General features: G+C 57.7%; 16 protein-coding genes and 1 tRNA gene. 5 read left to right on the top strand and 12 right to left on the bottom strand.

Annotated features, from left to right (window positions below; all coding sequences use genetic code 11):
• Positions 1-3: 3 nt before the first annotated feature.
• On the bottom strand, positions 4-927 hold the full coding sequence (locus HY29_RS18215; RefSeq protein WP_162176661.1) for a phasin family protein: 924 nt from the start codon (positions 925-927) through the stop codon (positions 4-6).
• Positions 928-1,065: 138 nt separating this feature from the next.
• Here HY29_RS18215 and HY29_RS02200 point away from each other — a divergent pair, with 138 nt between their 5' ends.
• Positions 1,066-1,770: a dienelactone hydrolase family protein gene (locus HY29_RS02200; RefSeq protein ID WP_034791333.1), complete on the top strand. Its 705-nt coding sequence runs from the start codon at positions 1,066-1,068 to the stop codon at positions 1,768-1,770.
• Here HY29_RS02200 and phoB read toward each other — a convergent pair.
• Genes phoB through pstC form a run of 5 tightly spaced genes read right to left on the bottom strand, consistent with a single transcriptional unit; the run spans position 1,767 to position 6,988 of the window.
• Positions 1,767-2,453 carry a phosphate regulon transcriptional regulator PhoB gene (phoB, locus tag HY29_RS02205; RefSeq protein ID WP_034791335.1) on the bottom strand — a complete coding sequence of 229 codons (687 nt, stop codon included), beginning with the start codon at positions 2,451-2,453 and terminating at the stop codon, positions 1,767-1,769. The two genes, HY29_RS02200 and phoB, sit on opposite strands and share 4 nt — an antisense overlap.
• Positions 2,454-2,478: 25 nt before the next feature.
• On the bottom strand, positions 2,479-3,171 hold the full coding sequence (gene phoU / locus HY29_RS02210; protein WP_034791338.1) for a phosphate signaling complex protein PhoU: 693 nt from the start codon (positions 3,169-3,171) through the stop codon (positions 2,479-2,481).
• A gap of 10 nt (positions 3,172-3,181) precedes the next feature.
• A complete protein-coding gene (gene pstB / locus HY29_RS02215; RefSeq protein WP_034791340.1) occupies positions 3,182-4,012 on the bottom strand; it encodes a phosphate ABC transporter ATP-binding protein PstB in 831 nt (276 codons plus the stop codon).
• Complete coding sequence (gene pstA, locus HY29_RS02220) at positions 4,012-5,580, bottom strand: phosphate ABC transporter permease PstA (RefSeq protein WP_034791343.1); 1,569 nt, start codon at positions 5,578-5,580, stop codon at positions 4,012-4,014. The genes pstB and pstA overlap by 1 nt, the downstream gene beginning before the upstream one ends.
• Complete coding sequence (gene pstC, locus HY29_RS02225) at positions 5,573-6,988, bottom strand: phosphate ABC transporter permease subunit PstC (RefSeq protein ID WP_081811186.1); 1,416 nt, start codon at positions 6,986-6,988, stop codon at positions 5,573-5,575. The genes pstA and pstC overlap by 8 nt, the downstream gene beginning before the upstream one ends.
• Positions 6,989-7,121: 133 nt before the next feature.
• Here pstC and hslV point away from each other — a divergent pair, with 133 nt between their 5' ends.
• Together hslV and hslU are read left to right on the top strand one after the other, a co-directional pair.
• Positions 7,122-7,676 (top strand): ATP-dependent protease subunit HslV, encoded by a 555-nt coding sequence (hslV, locus tag HY29_RS02230; protein ID WP_034791594.1) that lies wholly within the window; start codon positions 7,122-7,124, stop codon positions 7,674-7,676.
• Between the two features lie 56 nt (positions 7,677-7,732).
• Positions 7,733-9,037 carry an ATP-dependent protease ATPase subunit HslU gene (gene hslU / locus HY29_RS02235; protein WP_034791367.1) on the top strand — a complete coding sequence of 435 codons (1,305 nt, stop codon included), beginning with the start codon at positions 7,733-7,735 and terminating at the stop codon, positions 9,035-9,037.
• A gap of 5 nt (positions 9,038-9,042) precedes the next feature.
• On the opposite strand, the gene HY29_RS02240 is transcribed toward hslU, so the two are convergent.
• Positions 9,043-9,846: an NUDIX hydrolase gene (locus HY29_RS02240; protein ID WP_034791395.1), complete on the bottom strand. Its 804-nt coding sequence runs from the start codon at positions 9,844-9,846 to the stop codon at positions 9,043-9,045.
• A 230-nt stretch (positions 9,847-10,076) separates the two neighbouring features.
• Here HY29_RS02240 and HY29_RS02245 point away from each other — a divergent pair, with 230 nt between their 5' ends.
• Positions 10,077-10,643: an EAL domain-containing protein gene (locus HY29_RS02245; protein WP_241765112.1), complete on the top strand. Its 567-nt coding sequence runs from the start codon at positions 10,077-10,079 to the stop codon at positions 10,641-10,643.
• Here HY29_RS02245 and spbR read toward each other — a convergent pair.
• The 5 genes from spbR to HY29_RS02270 all read right to left on the bottom strand — a co-directional run bounded on the left by spbR (position 10,640) and on the right by HY29_RS02270 (position 15,605).
• On the bottom strand, positions 10,640-11,806 hold the full coding sequence (gene spbR / locus HY29_RS02250) for a SpbR family protein (protein ID WP_034791399.1): 1,167 nt from the start codon (positions 11,804-11,806) through the stop codon (positions 10,640-10,642). The two genes, HY29_RS02245 and spbR, sit on opposite strands and share 4 nt — an antisense overlap.
• A gap of 139 nt (positions 11,807-11,945) precedes the next feature.
• Complete coding sequence (gene tig / locus HY29_RS02255) at positions 11,946-13,283, bottom strand: trigger factor (protein WP_034791595.1); 1,338 nt, start codon at positions 13,281-13,283, stop codon at positions 11,946-11,948.
• A gap of 180 nt (positions 13,284-13,463) precedes the next feature.
• Positions 13,464-13,548: transfer RNA gene (locus HY29_RS02260), tRNA-Leu, on the bottom strand.
• 65 nt (positions 13,549-13,613) lie between these two features.
• Positions 13,614-15,056 carry a bifunctional ADP-dependent NAD(P)H-hydrate dehydratase/NAD(P)H-hydrate epimerase gene (locus HY29_RS02265; protein ID WP_034791402.1) on the bottom strand — a complete coding sequence of 481 codons (1,443 nt, stop codon included), beginning with the start codon at positions 15,054-15,056 and terminating at the stop codon, positions 13,614-13,616.
• A gap of 9 nt (positions 15,057-15,065) precedes the next feature.
• Positions 15,066-15,605, bottom strand: coding sequence for a histidine phosphatase family protein (locus tag HY29_RS02270; protein WP_034791404.1), 540 nt, complete (start codon positions 15,603-15,605; stop codon positions 15,066-15,068).
• A gap of 467 nt (positions 15,606-16,072) precedes the next feature.
• Between HY29_RS02270 and HY29_RS02275 the strand changes: the two genes are divergently transcribed.
• Positions 16,073-16,411, top strand: a complete 339-nt coding sequence (locus HY29_RS02275) for a P-II family nitrogen regulator (protein ID WP_034791406.1) — start codon at positions 16,073-16,075, stop codon at positions 16,409-16,411.
• The last annotated feature ends 31 nt before the right edge of the window (positions 16,412-16,442 follow it).

Raw genomic sequence — 16,442 nt, forward strand, 5'->3', positions numbered from 1 at the left:
TGTCTAGTTCTTGAGAACCTTGGCCTGTTTGACCCATTCGTCACGCAGGACACGCCCGCGTGCTGCAATGGTTTCATCCAGCTTTTCCGCTTCTGCCTTTGTCATGGCCGCGATCTGGGTAAAGCTCGTGACGCCAGCTGCCTTCAGCTTTTTCGCCAGAGCCGGGCCAACGCCTGTCATCAGAGTGAGATCGTCAGCCGTCGTTGCTTTTGCAGGCGCTGCCTTCGCGGCGACTGGTTTGGCCGGTGCGGCCTTCTTGGCGGAGGCAGGCTTGTCTGCCTTCTTCGCCTTTTTGGCTTTTTCCGGTTTGGCCATGGCGTCCTTCACGGCCTTCGTCGTGCGCTTGGCGACCTTCTTGGTTGCCTTGGCATAATCAGCCGTTGCTTCTCCAGCCACGGACTCAATCTCTGCTGTCAGACGGCTGATGCGGTCTTTGAGGTCCGAATTGCGTTCCTTGGCCTTGCCGCGCGCCTTGGAGACGGTTTCAGCGACTTCGTCTTCCAGCTTGTCGATCTTGGCGGCGAGCTTGTTGCCCTTCTTGCCGAGATCCTTGACGCCCAGAAGATCACGCATACGCTCCATGCGGGCCTCGAACTCGTCACGGGCCTGCGCCTGAAAGTCACGTGCAGCTTCCGCATATTTGGAAACGGATTGCCCCGCCTTTGCAACGGTTTCATTCGTCGCCAGGCGTTCGCGGACTTCGTTTTCAATTTCTTCGCCGCGCTTGACCAGATCGTCAAAAACGTCCGAGGACTGTTTGTTGAACTTGTTGGCATTCGCCAGCGCCTTGTCATAGGCCTTGCCATAGGCGCCGACGCCAGCAAGCCATATCTTGTGAGCCATATCAGCTGTGTTTGCTTCAATGGCCTTACCGACGGTCTCGGCCTTTTTACGGGCCTTCGTCTTTTCTTTCTTGTTCTTTGCCATGAGGGGCTCCTTCAAAGATGTCTCATTGCCCCTGTAGATAAGGATAAAGTCTAGAATCTGCATACTAATCGAGATCGCCCTTGAAACTGGGGGGCGAATGCCCTGTATCTGTTAGAGACACATCAGGAGGATATATCCATGAGCGCAGTTGATTACACCGTCGATGGCAAGACTTATGAAGGCTATTACCTTCGCGCCAAGGGCAAAGACGTTGCCCCTGTCGTGGTGATTGCCCACGCCTGGGGCGGTCTGGGCGATAATGAAATCGAAAAGGCTGAGCGTGTTGCAAATGAACTCGGCTATGCTGCGTTCGCAATGGACGTTTACGGCAAGGGAAAGCGCGGCACGACCGTTGAGGAAAACCAGGCACTCATGAATCCACTGGTTGAAGACCGCGCGGAATTGCAGAAGCGCCTTGCTGGCGGGCTGGCCGCAGCAAAGCAGCAAGTCGGCGTTGACCCTAAGAACGCAGCAGCCATCGGCTTCTGCTTTGGCGGTCTATGCGTGCTGGACATGGCGCGCGCCAATATGGACGTCGCCGGCGTTGCCTCTTTCCACGGCCTGTTCAGCCCGGCTGACAACATTCCGTCCCCGAAGATCAGCGCCAAAGTCCTGATGGAGCATGGCTGGCTGGACCCTATGGCCACACCAGAGGATGTCATGGCCATCACTAAGGAAATGGGCGAGGCCGGCGCAGACTGGCAGATGCATGTGCACGGCCAGTGCCAGCACGCCTTCACGACGAAGGGTGCGAACAACCACGACATGGGCACAGTTTATAATGCCGATGCGGACCGGCGCAGCATGGAAAGCCTCAAGGCCTTCCTGGCTGAACTGTTCTAGTCAGCGCGCAGCGCATACCCGGCGGAGCGGACGGTCCGGATCGGATCGTCCCCGCCTTCCTGACGAAGGGCCTTGCGAAGACGGCCGACATGAACGTCCACCGTCCGCGCTTCGACATAGACGTCAGACCCCCAGACGGTATCCAGCAATTGCTCGCGTGAGAACACGCGCCCCGGGTGCTGCATGAAGTAGTCCAGCAGGCGGAATTCCGTCGGCCCGAGGTGAATTTCGACATCATTGCGGATCACTTTGTGCGCCACACGGTCGATCTCTATATCGCCGACGACAATGCGATCATCCTTGAGGCCAGGCCGAATACGGCGTAGCACGGCGCGCACCCGCGCCATCAGTTCGGTCGTTGAGAAAGGCTTGGTGACATAATCATCCGCGCCGGTATCCAGCCCGCGAATACGGTCGCTTTCCTCGCCCCGGGCCGTCAGCATGATGATCGGCAGATTAGGGTTGGTTCCGCCGCTGCGAACCCGGCGGCAGACTTCAATGCCGCTGATCTTGGGCAGCATCCAGTCCAGTAACAACAGGTCCGGCGCCCGCTCCTCGATCATCAGCAGGGCTTCCTCACCATCTGCAGCGATTGCCACCTCATAATCCTCTTTCTTGAGGTTATAGAACAGCAGTTCGGAGACGGCGCTCTCGTCTTCGGCGATGAGCACATAGGGCTTCATGTCAGATCCTCTCAACTAGACCTATTCAGATACCCGTATTGGGTGTTTTCGGGCGCTCATGGGGAATGAGATATTCGCCAGTGATCTGAAAGTAAATGAATTCTGCGATGTTGGTACAGTGGTCGCCGATGCGCTCAAGGTTCTTGGCCATGAACAACATATGCGCGCCAGCGCTGATCGTGCGCGGGTCTTCAATCATGTAGGTGAGCATTTCCCGGAACAGGGAATTATAGTGCTGATCGATGTCGTCATCGCTCTCCCAGACCGTCTTGGCGGCCTCGGCATTGCCGGTCGCATAGGCATCCAGCACCATGTGCAGCTGCAGCGAAACCGGGCGCGCCATGCGGGCCACACCGTGGCGCATGGCGACCGGCACGGACTCATCCAGCATCAGCGTACGCTTGCCGATATTCTTTGAGAGATCGCCGATCCGCTCAAGTTCGCCTGCTGTCTTGAGGGCCGAGAAGACAGACCGCAAATCATGCGCCATAGGCTGGCGCCGCGCGATCAGGCTGACGATCTGGCGTTCGACCTCCTCCTCCAGGCGATCGACTTCCGGATCGCGCGTGATCACGTCTCGCGCCATGTCGTGATTGTTCCGGTCTACGGCCGCGCAGGAATCCAGGATCATGGTTTCCACGATCCCGCCCATACGCATCAGGTCTGCGGCGATCTTTTCAAGTTCGTCTGTGAAGGCGGAAACAATATGTTCTGACATGTGAAACCTATCAGCCGAAACGGCCGGTAATGTAGTCCTCTGTGCGGCGTACGCGAGGATTGGTGAATATCTGGTCGGTGTCTCCCATCTCCACGAGATTACCAAGATGGAAGAAGGCTGTGCGTTGGGACACGCGGGCGGCCTGTTGCATGGAGTGGGTCACGATGACAATGCAGTAGCGCTTACGCAGTTCGTCGATCAGTTCCTCGATACGGGCTGTCGCAATCGGATCCAGGGCGGAACAGGGTTCGTCCATCAGGATAACTTCCGGACGCACAGCAATGGCGCGGGCGATGCAGAGGCGCTGCTGCTGACCGCCTGACAGGCTGGTGCCGGGCTGGGTCAGGCGATCCTTGACCTCATCCCACAGGCCTGCACGACGCAAGCTTTTCTCCACGACGGCATCGAGATCGTCCCGTCCGTCCACCATGCCATGGATACGCGGACCGTAGGCGATGTTGTCGTATATACTCTTCGGAAACGGGTTCGGCTTCTGGAACACCATGCCTACTCGCGAGCGCAGCAGCACCGGGTCGACGTCTGGCGAGTTGATGTTCTCGCCTTCCATGAAAATGTCACCGGTCACTTTCGCGCCCTCGATCGTGTCATTCATGCGGTTGAGACAGCGCAAAAAGGTCGACTTGCCACAGCCAGATGGCCCGATGAGAGCCGTCACGGCCCGGTCATGGATCGCGAGAGAGACGTCGAAAACGGCTTGTTTGTCATCGTAGTAGACGCTGACATTCTTACAATCGATGCGCGGATAGGTCAGCGCCTGCGTATTGTCAGCGCCTTCCCCGGTCAGTGCCAGGTCTGCTTTTGCCGGTCCGACCGTATCCATCACCATCTCCGTTCGAACCTGCGGCGCAGGAACACAACAACGACATTCATGATAACAAGAAGCGACAGCAATATGACAATCGCTGCTGCTGTCATGGGCTCCCACGCTCTTTCGGCGTTTGATGCCCAGCTATAAATCAGCACGGGAAGTGCTGTGGCCTCATCTGTAGCAGAGTTTGGCACTTCCGCCACAAAGGCCACCATACCGATCAGGAGAAGCGGTGCCGTCTCTCCCAGGGCCCGCGCCATGCCCAGAATTGCCCCCGTGAACATGCCAGGCGCGGCAAGGGGCAGCACATGGTGAAACACGGCCTGCATACGCGAAGCCCCGACCGCCAGCGCGCCACTGCGAATGGAAGGCGGCACGGATCTGAGCGAAGCGCGTGAGGCAATAATCACCACAGGCAGGATCAGCAGGGCGAGCACAAGCCCGCCTACAATGGGGGCAGACCTCGGCAACCCGAACGTCCCAAGCAAAAGAGACGCCCCGAGCAGACCAAACACAATAGACGGCACTGCCGCCAGATTGTTGATGTTCACTTCGATGAGATTGGTCAGGCGATTACGCGGCGCGAATTCTTCCAGATACACGGCGGCGAAGATGCCCATGGGAATGGCCACACAGGCCGTCACCATCATGGTCAACAAAGAGCCGACAATGGCGGCCAGCGTGCCGGCGAGTTCTGGATAGGTGCTGTCTGTATGGGTCAGCAGGCTGGTATGCAGCACCCTGCGCGCATTGCCCGCCTTTTTCAGCGCGATGGCCCAGGCGATTTGCTGGTCCGAAATCGGGCGCTCAGCCTCAGGCAGCGGAATGATATGAGCAATAAGAGGTGTCTGTGTCAGATCTTCCAACTCACCCGTCAGCAAGGTTAGCCTGGCGGCATCCGCCGTGAGGGCTTCGACGCGGGCAACGGCATCCCCTCCTGCGAGAAGGACAGAACCGGTTGTCTGCCCCTCTTCCAGAAGGCTGCGAGTGCTGACCACTTTGCTGAGGCCAGGTGTGCCCGTGAGATTTATGCTTCCCTCTGCATCTGTCTGAACCTTCCCGGCAGAACCAACACGAACAGTCACATCCTTCGGTGAGCTGCCTTTGAAGTAGAGGTCCAGATCGTCAGATAGCGGCACCCGCACCTTGATTGACTTGCCAATCAGGGTCGGATTGGCCGCAACGCGCTCGGCCAGAGGCAACACGGCAAGACGGTTCACCAGTTCACTCAGTTCCTGGCGCGTCGCTTGTGACTGGGTCGCCTCCGGAAACTCTGTAAACAACTTATCGCGGACGAGTGTGTAGAACCCCTCGATGTTACGCGTGATCTCTGCCTCGCTCGTCTCACCTTCTGGCGCGACGAGGTCGGCCTGCAGCAGGACCTCCGTCTGATAGACATATTGCGTCGTGGCCGAATAGGCGCGCGTACCGATGGCAATGACCAGCAGAGCCAATGCAGACAAGGCGAATACAATTGCCGCAATCCCATACAGCCGGAACCGGGCATCCGCGGCCCGGCGCTTCTTGAGATGCTTCAGCGCCTTGGGTGTAATAAGTGAGGAGTCAGGCATCTTACTCATATTTCTCCCGATAGCGTTGGACGACGCGCAAGGCGATCAGGTTGAAGCAAAGTGTCACCAGGAACAGGACCAGGCCCAGCGCGAAGGCAGACAGGGTTTTGGGGCTGTCGAATTCTGTCTCCCCGGTCAGAAGGGCCACAATCTGCACCGTAATCGTGGTGAGATCAGTTGAGGGGTCAAAGGATATCCGCGCGCGCTGTCCAGCCGCCATCACGACAATCATCGTCTCACCGATCGCCCGTGAGACCGCCAGCAACAAGGAGGCGACAATCCCCGGCAGAGCGGCTGGAAGAATAACCTGCTTGATCGTCTCTGACTTGGTCGCCCCCATGGCAAAAGCCGCGTCACGCAATGTCTGTGGCACGGCATTGATCACATCATCGGACAGGGACGAGACAAAGGGGATCACCATAATGCCCATGACCAGACCTGCGGCGAGCGCGCTCGTCGGCTGCGCCGCAAACACGGGGCCGTTCGCCAGTCCCACATCAATCAGCGTCGCATTGATCCACAGCGCGATACTTCGCACGCCCGGCGCAACAACGAGCAAGGCAAAGAAGCCGTACACAACCGTCGGGATGCCGGCCAGCACCTCCAGCAAGGGCTTCACATAGGCGCGGGTTTTGCCGGAAGCATATTCGGAAAGATAGATCGCCGCGAAGAGGCCTACTGGAGCAGCCACGAACATCGCGATGAGCGCGATCATGAATGTGCCGAAAAATAGAGGAACAGCGCCAAACTCGGCATTAGTCTGCGCATTCCAGCGCGTGCCGAACAAGAAGTCCGTCACGGGCACCTGGGAGAAGAAGCGGATGCTCTCATAGAATAGTGAAGCCACGATGCCGACAGTCGTCGCAATGGCAATCGCCGCGCAGAGGAACAGGAAAAGCTCTGCGCCTGATTCCACCCGTTGCCGTGCCCGGAAATCCGGCGATACATGCGAGCGCGCAAACATCACGCCCAGCACCGCACTCAGCAGGATCATCGCCAGCGTGGTGATCTTGAGGCTGCCTGACAGTTCCAGATAGCGGTGCGTGACCGCTGTAAACACACGATCCGATCCATCATAGGCGCCATGAGCAGACACTGCGGAGACGGCATCAAGATAGGAGACCAATTCTGCCTTGGGCAGTCTGTGGAACGCTGCCGGTAATTCTCGAGTCAGCAGGTCTCTGGCAAGTGGTTCAGCCAGCAAGAGGTAAGCCAGCGCAAGAATCAGCGCCGGTGCCAGCCCCCACATGGCGACGTAATAGCCATGATAATTGGGCCGGGAGTGAAATTTTCCCGACGAGGACAGCGAGTAGCGCTCAGCCCGGATGCGGCCAATGGAAAATCCTGCCGACACCACAAAGAGCAGCAATGCGGTCAGCAGCCACCCCATCGGTAATTGGCCGAGCTGTTGCAACATTCAGGAGGAACCCCTTCCAGTGGCGCCCACATAGCCGGGCAAAGCTACAATAATGTGACATATCCTTGTTTGCTTGCAGACAACAGGTGCTGACTTGCACACGGCCCCCTGATCCTCCACATCAAAGCTCATGATGAACGACAAGAACAGTGACGCCATTTGGCACGGCACAACCATTCTGGCCGTGCGTAAAGGCAAGAAGTTGGTCATGCTTAGCGATGGCCAAGTGTCGATGGGACAGACCATCATGAAGGGCAATGCCCGCAAGGTCCGCCGGATTGCCGACGGTGACATTCTTGCAGGCTTTGCCGGGGCGACGGCGGATGCCTTCACCTTGTTTGAACGGCTGGAGGCCAAGCTGGAGCGCCATCCCGGCCAGCTGCAGCGCGCCGCTGTGGAACTGGCCAAGGACTGGCGGACGGAGAAATACCTCCAGAAACTTGAAGCCCTGCTGATCGTAGCCGACAAGGAATCGACGCTGGTGATCACCGGCGCAGGTGATGTGCTGGAGCCCGAACACAATGTCGTGGCTGTCGGCTCTGGCGGAAACTATGCGCTCGCTGCGGCACGCGGCCTTTATGAGTATGAAGAGGATTCCGAAGTCATCGGACGCAAGGCGATGCAGATTGCCGCAGATATCTGCGTCTACACAAATGCCCACTTCACGCTTGAATCGCTGGACCTCTGAGGGTGGCCTCACCGCCCTGTTCCGCCCCCTCCTCTGACACGCTTTCGGAAAGATACATGAAAGACCTTACCCCCCGCGAGATTGTCGCAGAACTCGACCGCCACATTGTCGGCCAGACTGGCGCCAAGCGCGCTGTTGCCATTGCCCTGCGCAATCGCTGGCGTCGTAAAAAGGCGCCGGACAACATCCGCGCAGAAATCACACCAAAGAATATCCTGATGATAGGGCCCACGGGCGTCGGCAAGACTGAAGTCTCCCGCCGTCTCGCACGCCTGGCCAACGCCCCCTTCCTGAAAGTGGAAGCCACCAAGTTTACTGAAGTCGGCTATGTTGGTCGGGACGTTGAACAGATCATTCGCGATCTTGTTGAAGCAGCCATTGGCATGGTGCGTGAGCAAAAACGCGCAGGTGTCAGCAAACAGGCACAGGACGCCGCTGAAGAGCGCCTTCTGGATGCGCTGGTCGGAGAAGACGCGCAATCTTCAACGCGTGAAGTTTTCCGCACCAAGCTGCGCGCCGGTGAACTGGACGACAAGCCGGTAGACCTGGACGTGGCCGAAACAAACAACCCAATGCAAATGATGGATATTCCCGGCCAAGGCGGCTCCATGGGCATGATCAATCTGTCGGACATGCTGGGCAAGGCCATGGGTGGACGCACCAAGCGTGTACGGACGACTGTGCGCGAAGCCTACGAACCTCTGACAGAGGAAGAGGCCGACCGTCTGCTGGATGAAGACGCCATCATTCGTGAAGCTGTTTCCGCTGTGGAAGAAGATGGCATCGTATTCCTGGACGAGATCGACAAGGTGGCCGCCCGTAAGGAACGCGGCGGCGCAGATGTCAGCCGCGAAGGCGTTCAGCGGGACCTGCTGCCCCTGATCGAAGGCACAACAGTTTCCACAAAGCGCGGCGCGGTTAAGACGGACCATATTCTGTTTATTGCATCTGGCGCCTTCCATGTTTCAAAGCCATCAGACCTTCTGCCGGAACTTCAAGGGCGTCTGCCTATCCGCGTGGAACTGGAAGCCCTCACCCGTGACGATCTGCGCCGCATTCTGGTCGAGCCGGAAGCCAGCCTGATCCGTCAGTATGAGGCGCTTATGGCTGCGGAGAATGTCACGCTGGAATTTGAAGACGCAGCGATTGATCGCCTGGCAGACCTTGCCGAAGCTGTGAACAGCTCGGTCGAGAATATTGGTGCGCGGCGTCTGCAGACAGTGCTCGAACGCCTGCTCGACGAAATCAGCTTTGATGCTCCGGACAAGACCGGAGAGACCATCACGATCACGGCTGATTATGTGGATGAACGCGTCGCCAGCCTGGCCGGCAACGCAGATCTTTCCAAATTCATCCTCTAGCCTCGCTACACGTTCACGCGTGACAACAATTCAATTGTCTGGCCGTAGCCTGCCTCTTCCGGAATGACGAGGCAGGCTTCGCCTTTTTCGGTCTTGTCCTGACGCGGCAGGACCGTGACGACCGGCTCAGCCGCAAAACGCCTGGCAGCGTCCGCAACCGAGCTGGCCTTTGCCAGCTTCTTCAGATTCATTCGTGTCGGGAATATTATGACCGACTCACCTGCCTCTTCCGAGTTCAGAGCACCCTGAGCGGTGATCCAGACCGAGTCTGTCGTCTCACGCCCATCATGTGCAGCAATCTGGTCTGGTGGCGCAGGTGCGATGTAAAAATGCGTATCGAAACGCTTCGGCATCATGTCCGGCGTGATCCAATGTCCGAAATGGACGAGGCTGTCGAGCGCGAGGACGAGGTCATGTTCACGGATCAATTCCAGGAAGCTCTGCTCGCCCCGGTCCACAGCGGCGCGGAACGGGTCCAGTTTCTCGGCCACATCCGGCCCAACCAGAGGCATGTCTGTGCCCCGCTTCTGCCTGGGGCGTGCCAGTAGCAGTCCTGATTCCTCATACGCCTCTCTTACCGCAGCAATGCGCGCATCCTGTTGTACTGGGCCGAAATCCCCATCGGTATAGGGATCCCAGCCTGAACTGGAATCTTCTGTCGTTGCCTTGCCGCCCGGAAAAACGAGCGCGCCGGCAGCGAAATCTATCTGATAGTGACGCTTCACCATCAGCACTTCAGGCGCTGTTTCACCGTCCCGCACGATCAGGACGGTCGCAGAGAGTTTTGGCTGGGTATTTTCTTTATTCATTGTGTCCTCCCCCATTTGTTCAAATTTATTCGAAATCCAAATGGATTTGTCCGCGTGATCTTCAGTCCTGTCCGTTAGGTAAAGCAATAGGCACGGTCAGAAAGACGGGAAGAGTGATGCGGGAATTGCTACAAACAAGAGTTGTCGCTCACACTGGACAGAAGGTCCAATTCCGCTTCCACCCGGTCATGCATCTGCTTGACGGGGATTCGTTCGGTGCTGTTTGTGAGATGTCGCAGACTTTTGAAGAGTCCGCATCTTTTGGCCCGATGAGTACTGCCAGCAGTGTCTCAGATCCGGCCAAATGGCTTTCAGACAGACTGTCCGAAGTTGCCAGCGCCGCGCACCATATGGACCAGCGCATGCGCCCCATCATTGTGCCCTCCCCTATGGCAGCGCTCTCTCACGCGAATACGGCTATCGCCTGCGATGCCGCTATTCGCAGGACGACACTCTGCCAGCAGGAAATCTGCCTGGAGTTTGAAGACTCCGCTTTTGCCGGCTGCCCGAGTGATATTGTACGCCATGTAGCCCATCTGCGGCGTCACGGCTTTCGTGTGTCCGTCGACATGCGCAAATCCTGGCAAACGCCGATTGGCGAGGGCCTGCGCCTGCTGATCGACAGTTTGCGCGTCGATGCACGTGATTTGGAGATGAATGAGACGCTGATGGAGATCTGCGAAGTCGCATCCGCCTCAGGCATGCTCGTGATCGCAGAAAATGCAAACTGGCGGGATGGAGAGTTCCTGAACCGCATTGGTATCCATGCGGGCTCAAAACTTCGCGCGGATTCCTAAGCGGCTCCGAAAGACGCGTCACCGCCGCTCTCTTCCATGGCGGCCATCTCGGAATAATAATCCAGTTTTTCCAATAGGTATTCCAGGTCTTCCCGCGGAATAGCCTGGAACTGGGTCAGCACACGCTCGATCATACGAGCGCGGAAACGTGCGCGGTCGTTCGGCCCGCCATCATGGCTCGTCTCATGAAACACGTTCACAGCTGCGCGGAAGGCCGGCAGCATCTTGCGCGGCATTCCGGCCCGATCAAACACAGCCTGCAGGCCCAATGGCCCGGCGTCGTGGATCATCAGCCAGACACGCTGGTGACCGACGCCCGAAAGCTCAGCCAGCGCATGCTCAACAAACGGCATCTGGCCGCAACATAGGGCGCGCATGATCAGCGAATGCGTCAGGCGGCCATTAAGGTTCAACTGGGTTACAAAGCGCGGCAAATCGTGGGAGCGGCCCGCCTGCTCAACCAGATCGATCGTCGCGCGTTCCCGTGCACCTGATGCCAGATCGATCGCAAGCTGCGCTGGCAATTCGTGGCGATTGACCAGCATGTCGAACAATTGCCCGGAGACGAGGCTGACCATCTTTTCGGCGATATGTGTTGGGATGTACTCACGGCTTATCAGCCCGCGCTGCACACCTTCATCTGTTCCGTAGCGCCGCATGGCATCGTCATATGCCTTGTCGCTCCAGTCCGCGCCCTCATTTCCGGACAGCGCGCGAACGGCTTCCAGAGCGCCATGCTCCGTAAGAACTTCTGTCAGAGTGAGCGATAGCGAATCGCGTGACGCAATCGCGACTTGTTTTGCCGCCGTTACAGACAGCGCCAGCTCGATCAGATCCTCATCTGTGAAGACGGGCGAGTCCTGAAGCACCGGAATCGCCACGGCCTCAATATCCTGAGCCAGCTTGAACGCGATCTCGCGCGGGAGGATGGGCGAATTGCGAAGCGTGACAGACAGGGTGCGGCGAACCAGGTCTGCGGCATCCTCGGCCAGAATGCCCATGATTTCCTGAGCGTAGGCACGCTCTTCGTCGGTCAGGACATCCAAGGCGATTCGGCGGCACAGCCTGTGCGCCACGGAAGCACGCTGTTCTGGCGTATCCCCCTTCATCAGGCGATGAATATCGTCTTCGGTCAGTTGCGGGCGTATGCTTTGGACGCTCATCTTCTGATGCCTTTGCTTAATGATTCCCTGCAATTTCGCGATGTGCGGTTAACATGCAGTTTACCTATTCGGCTTTGCGGCATCAAAAAAGCCGGCCACTGCGGACCGGCTTTCTTTAACTGGTATTTTCTGTGGAGACTTACTCTTCATCTTCCTTGAAGAGGTCTTCACGGGAAACGGTCTCATCGGACACTTCGGCAACGCCGAGAATGTGATCGACGACCTTGTCTTCATAGATCGGTGCGCGGAGCTGAGCCATGGCGCCCGGATTCTGCTGGAAGAATTGAACGACCTGTTGCTCTTGGCCAGGATACTGACGCGCTTCACGGATCAGGGCCTGATTCACTTCCTGCTCGGAAATGCGGACATCATTAACCCGGCCGATTTCAGCAAGCACCAGACCGAGACGCACGCGGCGCTCTGCGATCTTGCGGTACTCTTCCTTCAGCTCGTCCTCGGACTTGCCCTTGTCTTCTTCAGCGGTGCGGCCGGCATCCATTTCAGCCTGCAGCTGCTGCCAGATCTGATTGAACTCCTGCTCAACCATATTCGGCGGCAGGTCGAACTCGTGCGCTTCGTCCAGCTTGTCCAGCAGGTCACGCTTTGCTTTGGAACGCGAAGCGGCGTCATGCTCACCCTGCAGCTGGTCTTTGACCAGGCCGGTCAGCTGTTCGAGGCTTTCAAGGCCAAGACCTTTGGCAAACTCATCATCGACTTCCGGGGTCTTCGGCGCGCGGACTTCCTGGACTTTCACCTCGAAGGTCGCTTCCTTTCCAGCAAGATCCTCAGTCGGATACTCCTCAGGGAAAGTGACGGTGATTTCTTTTTCTTCACCCGTCTTCACGCCGACGAGTTGTTCCTCAAAGCCCGGGATGAAGCGGCCGGAGCCAATCACAAGGGTCTGCTGCTCGGCAGAACCACCCTCAAAAGCTTCACCGTCGATCTTGCCAACAAAATCCATCACGACAGCATCGCCGTCCTTGGCCTTCGCAGTTTTGCCGCGAGGCTCGAACTGGGTGTTCTGCTCGGCGATGCGACCAAGAGCTTCTTCAATCTGCTCTTCAGAGACTTCGGCAACAGGGCGGGTCACTTTCAGCTTGGAAACGTCAGCCGGCTCAAATTCTGGCATCACGTCGACATGCATGTGATAGGAGAGATCTGCCTCGCCCGTCACAACTTTCTCAACGTCGCCGTCCATATGGACGTCCGGCTGACCAGCAGGGCGCAGTTCGTTTTCTTCCAGGGCTTTCTGGTTGGTTTCATCCACCAGCTTGTTGATCAGCTCGCCCATCAGGTCTTTGCCGAACATCTTGCGCACGTGAGAGGCAGGAACCTTGCCTGGACGGAAGCCTTTGAGCTTCATTTGCGGGCGGATTTCTTCGATCCGCTCATCCAGCTTCGCCTTCAGTTCCGATGCCGGCACTGTGACGGCGAACGTACGGCTGAGACCTTCTGCCTTGGTCTGGGTAACTTCCATCGGTTCAATCATCCGTTTTATTGGGTCACGGGCGCAAATATCTGCGCGCGGGCGCCCTGTGAATCCTGTCTGAAGGGGCGGCTTATGTCATAGCCGAAAGCCCCTGTCCACGCAGGACTCGGCCTGTTTTACAGCATAGAGATCCGCCCCGGATGCCCGAGCCGGATTCCCATGCCTTGTTGGTGCGGATGAGAGGACTCGAACCTCCACGCCTTGCGGCGCTGGAACCTAAATCCAGTGCGTCTACCAATTCCGCCACATCCGCTTGTGGCGAGTTCCTACGCGAGCGTTTTCAAGGCATCAACCAGAAAGCTGCGACAGACTGCCAAATCAGCGTTTTTCGCCGTGCAGGGCGCTCAGAATTTCCGGCAATTGCTTCTCGAGATCTTCGGAGATCAGGCCAGCCCCTACCCGGCGACCTGACTCGCCATGCAGCCAGCTCGCCATTGCGGCTGCTGTGAAGGCATCAACACCCTGAGCAATCATGCCACCGGCGATACCCGCCAGAACGTCTCCGGAGCCTGCCGTTGCGAGCCAGCGTGTGGCGTGTGTATTCACAATGGCTGTTCCATCTGGCGACGCGATCACAGTATCCGCCCCCTTCAGCAAAACAACACACCCCGCAATTTCTGCAGCTTTGCGAGTCGCATCCACCTTGTTGCTGGATGTCTCCAAAAGGTCTCCGAAGATGCGCGTGAACTCACCAATATGGGGCGTGATCAGGTCAGAGGGCCGCAGCAGCTTGTGCAGGGCTTCGCTATCATCACCGAAGACCGTCAGCGCGTCAGCATCCAGTACAGCCTTGGTTTCAGATCCGAGCAGGCATTCCACATTCTCACGCGTAGTGGAACTGACACCCGCCGCTGGGCCGAGAATCGCGACGGTAGCTGTTTCCAGCGCGTCGCATACATCTTCACGCTTCGAGAATTCCTTCAGCATCACGGCCGTCAGGTGGCTTGCATTCACCTGAATGGCATCCGGAGGCGACAGCACCGTCACGAGACCCGCCCCTGCTCTTAATCCGGCCCGGGCTGCCAGCCTGGCCGCACCCGTTGCATGCGCAGGCCCGCTAACCACCGCCAGATGGCCACGCTGATGCTTATGTGTGCTCTGACCTGGCTGCGGCAGTCTCTTCCCCCACAGAAGAGGACTGTTCTCCAGAAGGCGAGATTTCACCGGCACACCAATGTCGGCGACAAACACGCCGCCACAATATGCAGCAGCCGGCAGCAGGACGTGCGCTGGCCTCAAAGCCGCAAAAGTGATCGTGCCCTCAGCGCGAAAGCATGGCCCAAGCGGCTCGGCCGTGAAACCATCGATACCAGAGGGTACATCAATCGAGACAACCCTGCCCCCACGCTGAGACAATGCAGCAACGGTGCCCTCGAGGGCACGGGACAAGCCGCCGCCAAACAGCGCATCCAGAACGATATCATGGGGGGCCTCCAGCGCGTCCTCCAGTGGTCTGATGTCCTTCTCCCAGAGAGCCGCTGCCTTAGCTGCGTCGCCTTTCAGATCCTCCCGAGGAACAAGACAGAAGACATCGACATCCCGCCAAAGCTTTGCGAGCTGGCTGGCCGCGACAAAGCCGTCACCACCATTTCCACCCGGTCCACATAGAACCTGAATACGGCCTTCGGGCCAGTTGGCATGAAGGAATTCCGCAACGGCATTTCCCGCGCGCTGCATCAATTCAAAACTATCGAGCCCGCCAGAGAATAAGGCCTGCTCGGCGTCACGCATTTCCTGCGGTGTAAGTATCGGTCTGCCCATAGGGCGATCTCATAGCACGCGGGTTGCGGATTCGCTGCCCAGTTCCTTGACTTTCAACAGCCCGTTTTCGCGCACCAATTGGGTGACCGAGCAATGACCAGGCCGAAACACGATTGTCTTGGCATCATTTCTGAGTGCACTCACGATCGCATTGATGGCTACGAAGTGAGAGAAAACCACGGTCCCGTCTTCAGCCTTCGCTAGACGTGCCATCATTCGGTCACGCCAGGGCAAGTGTTCGCTGCCTTCTGCAGCCCATGTCCCATCCATGTATCTCTTCAGCCAGGTTACACGATCGGTGACATAGCTCGGTGTATCGATCTCAGAGACCTCTTCCACGACGGGAGCTGTCACGCCCAAGGCACGCTCAAAGGGCTGCGCTGTTTCGCGGCAACGTTGCATCGGACTGGTAATGGCCTGAGTCGCGCCGAGCGTTTGCAATTGTTCTGCAACAGCTTCGGCCTGTTTGCGCCCGAGTTCACTCAAGCCCGGATCGGGATGGTTCCCCCATGCTGCGGCAGCTTCTCCGTGGCGAACAAGAAAGATCATTACTGAGCCCCTGGCTAGTGTGACTTTAACGTGTCCCGACCAGAATTGGTCGGGCATTATCTGCTGCCTGCAGGAGATGCGCCTTTCCTACGCACACGTCACCTCTAGACGACGTGGCTGCATCGCCCCAGGCGTGCACCGACACGATGCACACGAAACCATGGTCTGGGCAGACCCTCTCCACGCAAACAGAGCAATGAAGAAAGCCCCAGAGCAGATACCTGAAACCTGTGAGTTACGCTGTATATACTGCAAAGCGCAGTCCGCGCACCCCCGAAAATGACGCGCATGTCACGGAATACGTGATAGCCCCGCGCAGTCGGCGCACAAAAAACGTGCAGTAAAGTCCAAAAAGCAACCAGCAGTCCGTCAGCTACCGTTAAGAACCCATATGGGTCTCGCTTCGGCGCCAGAAGACGCATACCGCTTGGCTTATACGTGACTTCAACGGCTGGGAGACAAGGGCCATGAAAAAAATTGAGGCAATCATCAAACCGTTCAAACTGGATGATGTTAAGGAAGCCCTGCAAGAGATCGGTCTGCAAGGTATGACCGTGATCGAAGCCAAAGGTTTTGGTCGTCAGCGCGGGCATACCGAGCTTTATCGCGGCGCTGAATATGTCGTTGATTTCCTACCTAAACTGAAGATCGAAATCGTCCTGGCGGATACGGCCGTCGAAGGTGCTGTGGAGGCGATCAAAAAAGCCGCACACACAGACAAGATTGGCGATGGTAAGATCTTCATTTCTGATATCACTGATGCGGTGAGAATCCGCACCGGCGAGACAGGCGACGCGGCTCTCTAGCACCGGCGTCCTGTAACAAGGTTACCCATGA

The sequence above is a fragment of the Hyphomonas beringensis genome (assembly GCF_000682755.1).
GTDB lineage: Bacteria > Pseudomonadota > Alphaproteobacteria > Caulobacterales > Hyphomonadaceae > Hyphomonas > Hyphomonas beringensis.

Bases quoted from the DNA above. Each gene is read 5' to 3' on its own strand.
- HY29_RS18215 (WP_162176661.1), bottom strand. From the start codon at position 927: ATGGCAAAGAACAAGAAAGAAAAGACGAAGGCCCGTAAAAAGGCCGAG.
- HY29_RS02200 (WP_034791333.1), top strand. From the start codon at position 1,066: ATGAGCGCAGTTGATTACACCGTCGATGGCAAGACTTATGAAGGCTAT.
- phoB (WP_034791335.1), bottom strand. From the start codon at position 2,453: ATGAAGCCCTATGTGCTCATCGCCGAAGACGAGAGCGCCGTCTCCGAA.
- phoU (WP_034791338.1), bottom strand. From the start codon at position 3,171: ATGTCAGAACATATTGTTTCCGCCTTCACAGACGAACTTGAAAAGATC.
- pstB (WP_034791340.1), bottom strand. From the start codon at position 4,012: ATGGATACGGTCGGACCGGCAAAAGCAGACCTGGCACTGACCGGGGAA.
- pstA (WP_034791343.1), bottom strand. From the start codon at position 5,580: ATGAGTAAGATGCCTGACTCCTCACTTATTACACCCAAGGCGCTGAAG.
- pstC (WP_081811186.1), bottom strand. From the start codon at position 6,988: ATGTTGCAACAGCTCGGCCAATTACCGATGGGGTGGCTGCTGACCGCA.
- hslV (WP_034791594.1), top strand. From the start codon at position 7,122: ATGAACGACAAGAACAGTGACGCCATTTGGCACGGCACAACCATTCTG.
- hslU (WP_034791367.1), top strand. From the start codon at position 7,733: ATGAAAGACCTTACCCCCCGCGAGATTGTCGCAGAACTCGACCGCCAC.
- HY29_RS02240 (WP_034791395.1), bottom strand. From the start codon at position 9,846: ATGAATAAAGAAAATACCCAGCCAAAACTCTCTGCGACCGTCCTGATC.
- HY29_RS02245 (WP_241765112.1), top strand. From the start codon at position 10,077: ATGTCGCAGACTTTTGAAGAGTCCGCATCTTTTGGCCCGATGAGTACT.
- spbR (WP_034791399.1), bottom strand. From the start codon at position 11,806: ATGAGCGTCCAAAGCATACGCCCGCAACTGACCGAAGACGATATTCAT.
- tig (WP_034791595.1), bottom strand. From the start codon at position 13,283: ATGGAAGTTACCCAGACCAAGGCAGAAGGTCTCAGCCGTACGTTCGCC.
- HY29_RS02265 (WP_034791402.1), bottom strand. From the start codon at position 15,056: ATGGGCAGACCGATACTTACACCGCAGGAAATGCGTGACGCCGAGCAG.
- HY29_RS02270 (WP_034791404.1), bottom strand. From the start codon at position 15,605: ATGATCTTTCTTGTTCGCCACGGAGAAGCTGCCGCAGCATGGGGGAAC.
- HY29_RS02275 (WP_034791406.1), top strand. From the start codon at position 16,073: ATGAAAAAAATTGAGGCAATCATCAAACCGTTCAAACTGGATGATGTT.